General features: G+C 53.6%; 11 protein-coding genes and 1 riboswitch. Of the genes, 10 read left to right on the top strand and 1 reads right to left on the bottom strand.

Annotated elements, in window-relative coordinates:
* Positions 1–159: 159 nt before the first annotated feature.
* A riboswitch (Fluoride riboswitch) is annotated at positions 160–225 on the bottom strand.
* A 63-nt stretch (positions 226–288) separates the two neighbouring features.
* Positions 289–702, bottom strand: a complete 414-nt coding sequence (locus ABDW72_RS13790) for an EamA family transporter (protein WP_347159161.1) — start codon at positions 700–702, stop codon at positions 289–291.
* A 279-nt stretch (positions 703–981) separates the two neighbouring features.
* On the opposite strand from ABDW72_RS13790, the gene ABDW72_RS13785 reads away from it, so the two are divergent.
* The 10 genes from ABDW72_RS13785 (at position 982) to ABDW72_RS13740 (ending at position 12,484) form a co-directional block, all read left to right on the top strand.
* Positions 982–1,773: a phosphatase PAP2 family protein gene (locus tag ABDW72_RS13785; RefSeq protein ID WP_347159160.1), complete on the top strand. Its 792-nt coding sequence runs from the start codon at positions 982–984 to the stop codon at positions 1,771–1,773.
* A gap of 148 nt (positions 1,774–1,921) precedes the next feature.
* Complete coding sequence (locus ABDW72_RS13780; RefSeq protein ID WP_347159159.1) at positions 1,922–2,599, top strand: response regulator transcription factor; 678 nt, start codon at positions 1,922–1,924, stop codon at positions 2,597–2,599.
* Positions 2,596–3,876 carry a sensor histidine kinase gene (locus tag ABDW72_RS13775; RefSeq protein ID WP_347159158.1) on the top strand — a complete coding sequence of 427 codons (1,281 nt, stop codon included), beginning with the start codon at positions 2,596–2,598 and terminating at the stop codon, positions 3,874–3,876. The genes ABDW72_RS13780 and ABDW72_RS13775 overlap by 4 nt, the downstream gene beginning before the upstream one ends.
* A gap of 194 nt (positions 3,877–4,070) precedes the next feature.
* A complete protein-coding gene (locus tag ABDW72_RS13770; protein ID WP_347159157.1) occupies positions 4,071–4,667 on the top strand; it encodes an HD domain-containing protein in 597 nt (198 codons plus the stop codon).
* A 28-nt stretch (positions 4,668–4,695) separates the two neighbouring features.
* Entirely contained in the window at positions 4,696–5,505 is an 810-nt protein-coding gene (locus tag ABDW72_RS13765) for a phosphatase PAP2 family protein (protein WP_347159156.1), read from the top strand.
* Positions 5,506–5,564: 59 nt separating this feature from the next.
* Positions 5,565–6,008, top strand: a complete 444-nt coding sequence (locus tag ABDW72_RS13760; RefSeq protein ID WP_347159155.1) for a PepSY-like domain-containing protein — start codon at positions 5,565–5,567, stop codon at positions 6,006–6,008.
* Positions 6,009–6,330: 322 nt separating this feature from the next.
* Positions 6,331–7,188 (top strand): phosphatase PAP2 family protein, encoded by an 858-nt coding sequence (locus tag ABDW72_RS13755; RefSeq protein WP_347159154.1) that lies wholly within the window; start codon positions 6,331–6,333, stop codon positions 7,186–7,188.
* 78 nt (positions 7,189–7,266) lie between these two features.
* Positions 7,267–8,508: a TolC family protein gene (locus ABDW72_RS13750; protein WP_347159152.1), complete on the top strand. Its 1,242-nt coding sequence runs from the start codon at positions 7,267–7,269 to the stop codon at positions 8,506–8,508.
* Positions 8,505–9,446, top strand: a complete 942-nt coding sequence (locus tag ABDW72_RS13745; RefSeq protein ID WP_347159151.1) for an efflux RND transporter periplasmic adaptor subunit — start codon at positions 8,505–8,507, stop codon at positions 9,444–9,446. The genes ABDW72_RS13750 and ABDW72_RS13745 overlap by 4 nt, the downstream gene beginning before the upstream one ends.
* On the top strand, positions 9,443–12,484 hold the full coding sequence (locus ABDW72_RS13740; RefSeq protein WP_347159150.1) for an efflux RND transporter permease subunit: 3,042 nt from the start codon (positions 9,443–9,445) through the stop codon (positions 12,482–12,484). The genes ABDW72_RS13745 and ABDW72_RS13740 overlap by 4 nt, the downstream gene beginning before the upstream one ends.
* The last annotated feature ends 329 nt before the right edge of the window (positions 12,485–12,813 follow it).

Raw genomic sequence — 12,813 nt, 5'->3', positions numbered from 1 at the left:
CTTGCGCCGGTGCGTTAGGGCTGCCATCGACTGCAGCACTTCTCAGAAGTGAAGCAAGCACGAATGCGTGAGAAGCGGGGAAGCCCGGAAAAAGAACAGATCGTTTCATGTATACCTACAATAGCGTTATACCACAGGAGCCCTTCTCCTGTGCCCGTTAAAATTGTAGGCGCCATTAGCCTTGCGGCGGTTTGTTTGATGGAAGACACCATTTCCAGAAAGCGAATATACTAATTTGGTGATGACAAAAACCAGAAAGGGGCTAAATTTCAGTTGGCAAAAACGTCTCTAAAAGATGAGTACCAGCGTACCGCCAATAATCAGGATAGCGCCGATAGCGGTTTTTAGCGTCAGTGTTTCTTTCAATATGATAACAGACAACACAATTGTAAGGGCCACACTCAGCTTATCTACCGGGGCAACCTGCGATACTTTCCCGAGCTTGAGGGCCTTGTAGTAGAAGATCCAGGAAAGGCCGGTGGCCAGACCGGAAAGGATCAGAAACAGCATGCTATACTTCGAAATCGCCTGTATCCCTTTCAGCTCTCCCCGTGCTAAGGCAATTCCCCAGGCAACGACCAGAATCACCACTGTCCGGATAGCCGTTGCCAGATCGGAGTTAACGTTCGACACGCCTATTTTCGCGAAAATAGCTGTCAGGGCCGCAAAGAATGCGGAAAGTAAAGCATAGATCCACCACATATGTTAGCAGTTAAGGTTTGTTGATTACGGCAGCAGCTTTATTTCGGCTGATTCCGGCTCCATCAGGCTGATGCTCTGGCAGGAACGTTTGCTTGCTACAGCTTAGTTGCCTAAACGTCACTTTATACTTGTAGTTGGACAAGCTCAACAAGTATAAAAGCACTATCCAGCTTTTAAAAACCCGTTCAAAGCAGCACTAAGCAAAGAACGGTAGCTGTTCCTTCTTTTATGCGTACGTACAACTACCTGATTTTCGCTACGAACCAATGCTCTTAAACGATGTTTCATAAACCGCTCACAATTATAACCTCCACTATCAATCAGTTCTTTCAACTGAAAGGCATACAGCAACTCCAAAAGAAATACCCCAGGCTGGTAAAATTTATCCACGACAGGCTCGACATGCAGAACTTTCTGGGCTTGCCACTTACATTACTGCTGGGAATAGGCCTGATCAACTATGCCCTGCTCTCCGAAATTTCGGAGAGCCTGGTCAATTCGCAAAGTATGAAACAGGTTGACAGCTCGGTGGGGCTGTTCCTGTACCACCTGCGGACGGATGCTGTCGCGCAGGCTTTTTACTACTTTACGGAGCTGGGCACCACGTTAGGGGTAGCAATTACGTGCCTGCTGGTGGCCGCCGTTTTGCTGTATAAAAGAAGGTGGCATTACCTGGCTTCGCTCCTGATAGCTGTGCTGGGCACGGGTACTTCCATCTACTTCACCAAGTTATACTTTCATCGGGAGCGCCCGCTGGATATTGGCTATTATAAACCCTCCTCCTTTTCCTTTCCCAGCGGCCACTCTGCTGAGGCATTGGCGCTATTCGGCATAATTGCGGTTTTCATTCTGCTGGAGCGGCAACACATCCGGTATGCCCGCTTCTGGGCTGGTGTGTGCGTGGCATACATACTTCTGATCGGCTTCAGTCGTATTTTTCTGGGTGTGCATTTTGTCAGCGATGTAGCGGGTGGCTACCTGCTGGGCAGCCTCTGGCTGATTCTGGCCGTCTGCGTGCTCGAATACCTGCTGCTACACTTCCCCCACAGTAAAAGACAGCCCTCTCGGTAAATCCCTCCGTTCAGTTTGGCCTGCTTTAGATGCAAGCGGGTATACTAATAGCTGAAACACGGATCATTTCAAGACGCTGCTGTAACGGGTCTTTTTATTTCAGTTTTGCTTCAGATTCGGAGCTTACCTTTGTAGCAAAGTATTATACATGAAACTACTTATAGTTGAAGATGAGTTAGACCTACTCCACATGACCACGGCTTATCTGCAGACAGCAGGATTTACCTGTGAGGAGGCGACCACATACCGCATCGCCGAAGATAAGTTAGCCACCTATGATTACGATATTGTTGTGCTGGACATCACACTGCCGGATGGGAATGGCCTGGACTTGCTGGAACTACTCAAAAGAAGGCGTGTTGATACTGGAGTTCTCATTGTCTCGGCCAGAAACTCCCTCGATGATAAGCTCAAGGGCCTGGACCTTGGTGCCGATGACTATATTACAAAGCCCTTTTTTATGGCCGAGCTCAACTCTCGACTCAATGCTATCATACGGCGCCGGAGGTTTAATGGGAGCTCTTCCATCATCTTTAATGAGATTGAGATTATACCGGATGCGATGCAGGTGGTCGTAAACGGTCAGCCAGTGGAGCTCACCAAAAAGGAGTATGACCTGCTGCTATACCTGGTGACGAACAAAAACAGGGTACTGACCAAAGAGGCGATCGCCGAGCACATCTGGGGCGACAGCATCGATACCGTCGACAGTTTTGACTTTATCTATACCCACATCAAAAACCTACGCCGCAAGGTGCTGCAGGAGTGCGCCCGCGACTATCTGCAAAGCATCTACGGCATCGGGTATAAATTAGCCGACCGATGATAAGGCTGCTGCAGAGAACTAACCGCTGGTATGTGCTGTCGTCGGCTGTGCTTTTCCTGGTAGCAGGGGCCGTGCTGGTGCAGCTTTTTGCAGGCATCATTGAAGAAGAAGCCTCAGAGCAATTGCTTTCCATCGAGCAGCGCATCACGCGGCGGCTAGAGCAGGGACAGCCCATCCCGCAACTCCCGCCCGTTATTCAAATCACCAGACTCAGCGACCTAAGACAGGAAAGCCTTGTACTGAAAGACACCGCTTTTTTCGACGAGCTGGAGAATGAAGTGGAGACGTTCCGGCAGGTGGCGTCCGTGCGGCACATACACGGAAGCGCTTACCGCATCGTGCTCCGGCAAATGATCGTGGACCGAGGGGATTCGATGCCGACGATTGGCCTGTCGCTGGGGATTGTGATGCTGTTGCTGCTGCTGTTTCTGGCCGTGATGAACCGAGCCATCTACCGCCAGCTTTGGCGGCCATTCTACCAAAGCCTGGAGGCGCTGCGCAACTTCTCGGTGTACCAAAGTGCGCCCCTGCAGCTGGGCAGCACCAAAACTACGGAGTTTGCCGAGCTCAACGCCGCACTGGCGAAGCTCACCGAGAAAACGCGCTCTGACTTCCGGGCGCTGAAGGAGTTCTCGGAAAACGCCTCGCACGAAATGCAGACGCCGCTGGCCGTGATAAAGGCCAGGCTGGACGAGCTGCTGCAGGAGGCGGAGCTGCGCGAGGAGCAGGCAACCAGCATTCAGGCGGCCCATGCGGCCGTGAAAAAGCTCTCGCGGCTCAACCAGACGCTCCTACTGCTCACCAAAATCGAGAACCGCCAGTTCATCTACACGGAAGCGGTGGACATGGCCGCCATCATCCAAGCGCAGCTAAACGACTCGGAGGACTTTATACTTGGCAAAAACCTGCAGGTGCGCTGTACCACAGCCTCGGCTCCGGTGCTGACAGCCAATCCGGCACTGGTCGAAACGCTGGTGTCCAACCTGCTCCGCAACGCCATCCGCCACAACTTGCCGGGCGGCTTTGTCGCCATCGATCTAAACAAGGACCGTCTCCGCATAACCAATTCCGGCAGGCCCCTTGCCTGCGCTCCGGAAAAACTCTTCGAGCGCTTCAGCAAAGCCGATGCCTCCTCCCACTCTTTGGGGCTGGGGCTGGCCATTGTCCAAACCATCTGCACCCTGTATGGCTGGCGGGTCAGGTATGAGGCCGCGCAGGACGTGCATAGCCTTTGGGTAGCGTTTGCCCCTGCTACTGCCGCAGATTCCCCGGGCTAAGATGCGCCAACTGTAATTTCTGAGGCGAGGTGTGGTCGCGGGCGCCCCGGCAGGCTACAAAATCGCTACAGATTTATCTCGTAAAGCCTAAAAAGCAGCGGCTGCCTGGTTTTCTTGCCGCCGTTTGAGAGTATATCATGCCCTCCACTGCTGGTAAAAAACGCTGCGTCGAGATTTTCTTTTTTTTCATGCGAATGAACGATCCTAAAAAGCTTCTGGAAGAAGCAACCCTGTACTGTACGCAACTGCTGAAGAGCCACCTGCCGTCCAGCCTCGTTTTCCATAACTATACCCATACCCGGGCGGTGGCAAAGGCTGCCCTGGAAATAGGCACGAACAGCGGCTTATCGGAGGAGGAACTACAGGCGCTGCTGGTGGCCGCATGGTTTCATGACACGGGCTACTGCCGCAAGTATAAGGGCCACGAGGACGTCAGCAAAGAACTCGCTGCGGCGTTCCTGCACAAACAAGGCGCTGCCTCTAGCTTTCAGCGGCAGGTAGCCTCCTGCATCGACGCGACCAAACAGCCACAGCAGCCACAGAACCTGCTCGGGCAGATCATCTGCGATGCCGACATGAGCCACCTGGGAAGTGCTTCTTTTATCAAAGCTTCTCTCAAACTAAAGAAAGAACTGGAACTTGTAAAGGGCGAACACCTATCCGAATCAGACTGGCACCGCCAAAACCTCCACTTCCTGCAGCAGCACAACTTCTTCACCACCTATGCCAAGGTGATGTATGACCCGCAGAAAGACAAGAACATCCTGAAAGAGCTGCAGCTCCTGCGCTGACGCTATACCGCTAAACGAACGCTGACACATGACAGACATCTTCCAAAAGCCTTTAACTCTGATAACATCCACTTTAGACCGCTTTTTCAGGCTGCCATGGATGCAGCAGCTGCAGCGGAAACACCCGAAGCTGGTGCAGTTTTTACACAACAGACTGGGTCTGCAGAATTTTCTGGGCCTGCCCCTTACGTTGCTGCTCGGTATTTCCATCATAAACTACGCCCTGCTGTCAGAGATAGCGGAGAACCTGGTTAACTCGCCCGGCATGAAAGCCGTGGACAGCTCAGTGGGGCTTTTCCTGTACCGCCTCCGTACCGATGCCATGGCCCAAGCTTTTTATTACTTCACGCAGTTGGGCACCACCTGGGGCGTGGCGGCAACTTTTATACTTGTCGCGGCAGTTTTGCTGGTGAAAAAGAGGTGGCATTACCTGGTGGCGCTCCTGGTGGCGGTGCTGGGCACTGGCGCCTCCGTCTACTTCACCAAGTTGTACTTTCACCGTGAGCGGCCCCTTGATATCGGCTACTACAAAGCCTCCTCCTTCTCTTTTCCCAGCGGCCACTCCGCCGAGGCCCTGGCGCTGTTCGGCATCATCGCCGTGTTTATTTTACTGGAGCGGGATCACATCCGCTTTGCCCGCTTTTGGGCTACCCTATGCGTAGTCTATACTGTACTGATCGGTTTTAGCCGCCTGTACCTGGGTGTGCACTTTGTAAGTGATGTGGCGGGCGGCTACCTGCTGGGCAGCCTATGGCTCATACTGGCTGTTTGTGTGCTCGAATACTTGCTGCTTCACTATAAACAAAATTCTGGAATAAAAAAGCTTCGTCCCCTGTAAGTTCAGGCTTGCTCCAGAATCAGTTTATACTTTAGAGAAAACATTTAAATCCAATTGTTATGAAAAAATTACTGTTGATGTTCGCGGCACTCGCCGCCACCGGCTACGCCAGCGCCCAGACCTTGCCGGCAGCCAAAGTTCCGGCAACCGTTACCGCCGCCTTTGCTCAAAAATACCCTGCCGTGCAGGAGGTGAAGTGGGAGAAGGAGAACGGCAACTACGAAGCCGGCTATACCCTGACCGGCACCGAGAACTCCGCCGTGCTGGATGCCAGCGGAAATATTCTGGAAACGGAGACAGCCATACCGCAGGCACAGCTGCCCACGCAGGCGCAGCAGTACCTCGCCAAAAACTACGCGCACCAGAAAATAACGGAAACGGCCAAAATCACCGCCGCCAGCGGCAAAGTAACTTACGAGGCGGAGGTAAACGGCAAAGACGTGCTCTTCGATTCCAGCGGAAAATTTATGAAGAAAAGCCAGGAAGAGGACGACGAAGATTAAGCTCTCTGGCTCTCCGCTAAACAGCTTTCGGTATGCGATTTTACATGAATGGAGCGCGTACCGAAAACATGTTTAGCAGATCACTATACTTTCACGCAGCAACTGCACATCTCCAGCTGGCTACAATTAAAATGTTAGCAACATTGCATTTTGGAAGAGGCATAGCCGCTTTGATCACCGCCGCACTCTTTGCCGTTGTGATGTATTTTTTCGAATAGGAGGCAGAAAGACACGAGCCACTCCTCTTTGTAGCCGTACCAGGAGCGCTACTGCACCTGCGCAGCAGCGCCTCTTACCTAACCGCTTTTTATTATTACATATAATGCCGAAGCTTCTCTCTTTACGCGTGCTGCGACCCACTTTTCTGCTGACACTGGTACTTAGCGCCTGCAACCCCGCTTTGGCGCAAACGCCAGCCTGGGCCGTCGCTCCCATACCTTACCCGAATACCACGGCGCTACAGGAGACAGTACCGGTAAAGCCCAGAGAGCCACATCGCCTTTGGCGGGGAGCGGCCATCGCCGCCGCCGGGGCCGCCGCCTGGACGCTGACTTTTGCTTACGTGGATGAGCTGGTGCAGCAGTTTATGCAAAGCCACCGCTGCGCCGTGGCCAACGGCGTCGCGTTTGTGGTGCAGCCGCTGGGGCGGCAGCAGTACCTGATGCCTGCCGCCGGTGTTTCGCTTGTAGCAGGTGAGCTGTTGAAAGACAAGAAGCTACAGCAGGCCGGGCTGCTGTCGGTGGGCAGCATTCTGATAAACGCCGGGTTAACCAGCACGATCAAGAACGCCATCCACCGGCATCGCCCCAGCGCCACCACCGAAAACCACGAGTTCGACCAGCCGTTCCGGCCCTCGCCCAACGGCTCGCTGCCCTCCTCCCATACTTCTACCGCCTTTGCCGTGGCCACGTCGCAGTCCACCATGTACCACCACAGCAAGTATGTGCCGCCCATGGCCTATGGCGTGGCCACGCTGGTCGGCCTATCGCGGATAAACGACAACGCCCATTGGGTAACGGATGTGATGGCGGGCGCAGCGGTGGGCTTTCTGAGTGCAAAGGGCGTGCACCTGCTCTATAACCTGGCGGACAAAAGGTTAAAAAACAGCAGGCAGCCGCTGCTCCTGACGCCGCAGGTAGGGCTTTCTTCCGCCCAAATCAGCGGTACTTTCCTTTTCTGAAGGCTGTGCCACGTAACCGCTTGCTGCTCTCTTTCCGTTTAACTCAGAACCTTGTCTATACTCACCAACCAGCACCCTATGCCGAAACGGTACCTGCTCCTTTTCCTCCCCCTCCTGCTGCTTTGCTTCCGGGCAGCCTGCGGGCAAACCCATGACCTGGACTATTACCTGACCGCAGGCTTACAGCACAGCCCGCTCTTGCTTGATTACCAGAACCAGCAGCGCTCCAACCTCATCGACAGCCTGCAGGTGTACGCCAGCTACAAGCCGCAGCTAAGCGCCAGCGCCACAGCGACGGAAGCACCGCTGGGCCGGCATTTCGGGTACGACGAAGCGATTACGGATGGCGGCAACTATACCGGCGTGGTAAGTATAACCAAAGATTTGCTGTATGGCCGCAACCGCGCAGTGCAACTGCAGAATCTCCGGCTGCTGAACCAGTCGTTGGCAGCGCAGCGGCAGATGGAGGTGCAGGACCTGAAACGCACGATTACGGCGCAGTACATCACCACCTATGCCGATTTCCGGCAGATGCAGTTCAACCGGCAGGTACTTGACATTTTGCAGGACGAGCAGCCGGCCTTACAGAAGCTGGTGCAGAACGGCGTTTACCTGCAAACCGACTACCTTAACCTGAACATCAACATCAAAGCGCAGGCGATTGCATACCGCCAGGCCAGCATTCAGTACCAGTTCGACCTGAATGGCCTGCGTATACTTTGCGGCATCGTGGATACAGCTGCCGTAACGCTGGCACCGCCTGCGTTGCAGGTGCAAAACCTTGTGTCCGTTGACTTGACGCCCACGCTGCAGAAGTACCGCCTCGACAGCCTGCAACTTGCCGTAAACAAGCGGCTGATCGACCTGAATTACCGCTATAAACTTTCTGCCTTTGCTGATGCGGGCGTGATGGCGACCACGCCGCAAAGTATGCCGCAGCACCTGGGCACCAGCTTTGGACTTAACTTTTCGGTGCCCCTGTATGATGGCGGGCAGCGCCGGCTGGAATACCAGAAACTAAGTATAGCCGAGCAGACGCGGGCGCAATACCGGGATTTTTACCTGCGCCAGTACCGGATGCAGCAACAGCAACTGCTACAGCAACTGGCCGCAACCAGCCAGTTGCTACAGGACATACAGGAGCAGTTGGCCAGCCAGCAGAAGTTGCTGGACATGTATAAGGTGGAGATCGCGGCCGGGCTGGTGCGCTTCACCGATTTTATACTTGTCATCACTGCTTATGCCGAAACGCAAAATAACCTGGTGCAGGCTGAGATCGGCCGCTTCCAGATCGTGAATGAATACAACAACCTGAAATGATACACATACGCTCTACTTGTGCGCTGCTTTCGGCGCTTCTCCTGCTGGCAGGCTGCTCTTCTTCTTCCGCCGATGAAACGGCGGATGATACGGAGGAAGCAACCATAAAAACGCCGGTCACCGTCACCACTGTTGCGGATACGGCCATCAGCGAAACCATTGATCTGAATGCCGTCTCCAGCTATCAGCAAAAGAACACGGTGAAGGCCGCTACGGACGGATATATACAGCGGGTGTTTGTAAAACAGGGCGAACGTGTAAAAGCTGGAGCACCCCTTTTTACCCTCAAAACAAAGGAAGCACAGGTGCTGGGAGACTTAATGACGCAGGACCCTGCACTGCACTTCAATGGCCTAATTACTGTGAAAGCGCCTGCTGCCGGTGTGGTGCTTGAGCTTAACCATCAGGACGGCGACTATGTGAATGATGGGGAGCAGCTAGCAATCATCTCCGATAGTCAAAGTTTCGTGTTCCTGGTGAACGTACCTTTTGAGCTTAACCAGTATACTGCTATCGGCACGAAGGTCTCGATCACCCTGGCTGATTCCACCATAATTCCAGGAACAGTAGCAGCCAAACTCTCGGCCATGAATGCCGCCACACAAACGCAGCAGTTTGTCGTGAAACCGCAGACGGATATGATGCTACCGGAGAACCTGCAGGCTGTGGTGAGCCTGACTAAAAATGCCAAAACCAACACTTCCGTCTTGCCCAAAGCAGCCGTACTCACCAACGAAACCATGGATGCCTACTGGGTCATGCGGCTCCTGAATGATACCACAGCCGTCAGAACACCTGTAAAAACGGGTATCACCACAGAGGATAAGGTGGAGATCCTGCAGCCGGACTTCGCTCCCACCGAACGCATCCTAACTTCCGGCAACTATGGCCTGCCCGATACGGCCTACGTCATCGTTCAAAACCACCAGCCGGAATGAAAAACTTCTTTGTCAGCTATAAAAGCTCGGTAGCCGTGGTGCTGGTTATCATCCTGCTGGGCGGCGCCTATGCGTATACCCACCTGCAGACCTCACTTTTCCCGGAAGTAACATTCCCCAAAATAAAGGTGATTGCCGAGACGGGGCTGCAACCGGTAAGCACGATGATGATCACGGTAACCAAACCCCTGGAGAATGCCATCAAACAGGTGCCTGCCCTGCGGCAACTGCGCAGCACAACCAGCCGCGGCTCCTGCGAAATTTCCGCTTTTATGGATTGGAATGCTGATATCAATCTAAGCAAGCAGCAAGTGGAGTCGGCGATTGCAGAGGCCAAAGAAGTGCTTCCGCCAGGTATTTCGATCACAGTAGAAAAGATGAACCCCAGCATTTTGCCGGTACAGGGCTACGTACTGGATGGCCCCGGCCGGAGCCCGATCGAGCTCAATCAGCTGGCGCTTTACACGGTTAAGCCTTTCCTGTCGCAGGCAGCGGGTGTGGCGGATGTGCGGGTATCAGGGGGTAAAACCAAGGAGTACCAGGTATTGTTAGAGCCGGAGGCCATGCAGGCGCTGCACATCACGCCTGCAGTAATTGCCGAAGCGCTTAACAGCTCCAATTTCATCCAGAGCAACGGCTATATTGCCGATTATAACCGCTTATACTTATCGGTAACGGATGCCACAATCCAGAATAAAAAACAGCTGCAGGACTTTGTGATCAGCAACGACAGCTTGCGCGTGGTACAGTTAAAGGATGTAGCTGATGTGCGGGTGGCGGAACAGGTGGAGTATGTGCGGGTAAATGCCAATGGCAAAAGTGCGGTGCTAGTAGCTGTGCTCAAGCAACCGACGGCGAACCTGATGGATGTGGCTGCTTCGGTAAAAGATAAAGTAGCACAGCTGAACAGCGGGATTTTGCCTGAAGGAGTAACGCTGCGGCCCTACTATGTGCAGGCAGATTTTGTATCAGACGCCATTCGGAGCGTGAGCGACAGCTTGCTGGTTGGTTTGCTGCTAGCCATCGTGGTAGCGATTATCTTCCTGCGCTCGCTGAAGTCCAGCGCTGTGATCCTGCTTACCATCCCCATCACGCTGGCACTCTCACTCATTATACTATACCTGCTCGGCTATACCCTAAACATCATGACGCTGGGAGCGATCGCCGCTGCGATCGGCCTGATCATCGATGATGCCATTGTGGTGGTGGAACAGATTCACCGCACGCACGAAGAGCACCCCGAAACGCCGACAAAAAAGCTGCTCTCCAAGTCGATCAGCTATTTGCTGCCGGCAATGGTGGGCTCGTCCATCAGCACCATCGTTATCTTTTTCCCGTTTGTGTTGCTGAGTGGCGTGGCAGGCGCTTACTTCAAAATACTGGCCAATACCATGATGGTGACGCTGATCTGCTCTTTCTTTGTCACCTGGCTGGGGCTGCCTGTACTTTACCTGCTGCTCTCCAGGGGCAAACACAAGGTGCAACCTGCCGCCCCGGCAGCGCACCAGCGGTCGCGCCGCTGGATCACCTACTTTATTCATCGCCCGGCCTTAAGCGGCCTCTTTGTAGTTGTGCTGATCGTGGCTAGTGTATTGGTTTTCCCGCTCCTGGAAACAGGTTTTCTGCCGGAGATGGATGAAGGAGCGATCGTGGTGGATTATGTGTCACCGCCTGGCACATCACTTGCTGAAACAGACCGCATGCTACGCGAGGTGGAGAAGAAAATTACCCAGATACCGGAAGTGGCGAGCTACACGCGCCGTACGGGCACACAGATGGGCTTTTTTATTACGGAGCCGAACAACGGGGATTACCTCATTCAGCTGAAAAGCGACCGCCACCGCACCTCCGACGAAGTGATCGACGAGATCAGGCAATTTGTGGAAACCACACAGCCGGCTTTACAGGTAGATTTCGGACAGGTGATTGGTGATATGCTCGGCGACCTGATGAGCTCCACACAACCCATTGAAATAAAGATTTATGGCGATGATCAGCAGAAGCTGCAGCAATTGGCGCAGCAAGTGGCAAGTATAACGGAGCATGTGGCAGGAACGGCTGACGTATTCGATGGCATTACGATTGCCGGCCCTTCTGTGGAGGTACAGCCTAACAGCCAGCGACTGGCGCAGTTCAACCTCACGCCGGCCGATCTGCAAAACCAGCTACAGGTGCAACTCGAAGGCAGCGTAGTCGGTTCTATCTTCGAAAAAGAGCAACAGACCAATATCCGCCTGATGTACCCGCAGGCGGCCAGGTCCTCCATCAACGACATCAAAAACGCCTCCATCTTTTTACCGGGCGGGCAGCTTCGGGAGATTCGGACGCTGGCCGCTGTGAACGTGACGCAGGGACAGGCGGAGATTGACCGCGAGAACCTGCAAACCATGATTCCGGTTACTGCCCGCCTTGAAGGGCGCGACCTGGGCAGTGTGATGCACGACATTCAGCAGCAGATAACGCGCAGCGTGAACCTGCCGCAGGGCTATCACATCAGCTATGGCGGCGCCTACCAGGAGCAACAGCAGTCGTTTAATGAGCTGCTGCTTATACTTGTCACGGCGGTGCTGCTGGTGTTTGCTGTTATTCTGTTCCTGTTCCGCGATGTGCGGGTGGCCTTGCTTATCCTGGTGATTGCGGTGCTGGGTATCTCCGGTAGTCTGCTGGCGCTGCTCTTCACCCATACTGCTCTGAACGTGGGTAGCTACACTGGCATTATCATGATCATCGGCATCATCGGCGAGAACAGTATCTTTACCTACCTCCAGTTCGCCGAAACGCTGCACGACAGCAATCCGGCAGAGGCAGTGACCTACGCGATAGCCACGCGCCTGCGCCCTAAGCTCATGACTGCGCTCGGCGCTATTGTGGCGCTGCTGCCGATCGCCTTTGGTATCGGCACCGGGGCGCAACTGCATCAGCCCTTGGCAATCGCGGTGATCGGAGGGTTTGTTGTGGCCCTGCCGCTGCTACTGATTGTTTACCCAAGCTTTCTACTGCTCATCTTCCAAAGAAAAGAAAAAATGCTGGCCGCCTGATATGCTTTTGCAGCATGAGTTTACAGTTTGATAAAATGCGACTGCCGAATCTTACAGGTTATAAAAAATTCTGATTGCTACAAGCACGCTGAATGGCCGCGTAAACAAGTATAGCTGGAGCAATTCTGTTTAAAAATCAAAGCATACAAAGCTGCTCCTCTTCCTGAAAAAGTGTGGCTGCTTCATTTCATAGCCCTGCTGAACCAGGTTTCCGTTGCGTCAGATTGCTCCTCCGGCATAATATAATTATCCTAACGTGAACTCGGAAATTAGGCATTGATTCTGGCAGGTTTGAATTTACTGTTCTGCTCCAAGAAAGTGTAAGCTGT

Source organism: Pontibacter chitinilyticus (assembly GCF_039748935.1).
GTDB classification, from domain to species: domain Bacteria; phylum Bacteroidota; class Bacteroidia; order Cytophagales; family Hymenobacteraceae; genus Pontibacter; species Pontibacter chitinilyticus.
Note: the sequence above shows the minus strand (reverse complement) of the source record. Positions and strands in the feature narration are given on the sequence as shown.

What these genes read in the sequence shown, in the direction of transcription:
- ABDW72_RS13790 (WP_347159161.1), bottom strand. Translation starts at nt 702, where the DNA reads ATGTGGTGGATCTATGCTTTACTTTCCGCATTCTTTGCGGCCCTGACA.
- ABDW72_RS13785 (WP_347159160.1), top strand. Translation starts at nt 982, where the DNA reads ATGTTTCATAAACCGCTCACAATTATAACCTCCACTATCAATCAGTTC.
- ABDW72_RS13780 (WP_347159159.1), top strand. Translation starts at nt 1,922, where the DNA reads ATGAAACTACTTATAGTTGAAGATGAGTTAGACCTACTCCACATGACC.
- ABDW72_RS13775 (WP_347159158.1), top strand. Translation starts at nt 2,596, where the DNA reads ATGATAAGGCTGCTGCAGAGAACTAACCGCTGGTATGTGCTGTCGTCG.
- ABDW72_RS13770 (WP_347159157.1), top strand. Translation starts at nt 4,071, where the DNA reads ATGAACGATCCTAAAAAGCTTCTGGAAGAAGCAACCCTGTACTGTACG.
- ABDW72_RS13765 (WP_347159156.1), top strand. Translation starts at nt 4,696, where the DNA reads ATGACAGACATCTTCCAAAAGCCTTTAACTCTGATAACATCCACTTTA.
- ABDW72_RS13760 (WP_347159155.1), top strand. Translation starts at nt 5,565, where the DNA reads ATGAAAAAATTACTGTTGATGTTCGCGGCACTCGCCGCCACCGGCTAC.
- ABDW72_RS13755 (WP_347159154.1), top strand. Translation starts at nt 6,331, where the DNA reads ATGCCGAAGCTTCTCTCTTTACGCGTGCTGCGACCCACTTTTCTGCTG.
- ABDW72_RS13750 (WP_347159152.1), top strand. Translation starts at nt 7,267, where the DNA reads ATGCCGAAACGGTACCTGCTCCTTTTCCTCCCCCTCCTGCTGCTTTGC.
- ABDW72_RS13745 (WP_347159151.1), top strand. Translation starts at nt 8,505, where the DNA reads ATGATACACATACGCTCTACTTGTGCGCTGCTTTCGGCGCTTCTCCTG.
- ABDW72_RS13740 (WP_347159150.1), top strand. Translation starts at nt 9,443, where the DNA reads ATGAAAAACTTCTTTGTCAGCTATAAAAGCTCGGTAGCCGTGGTGCTG.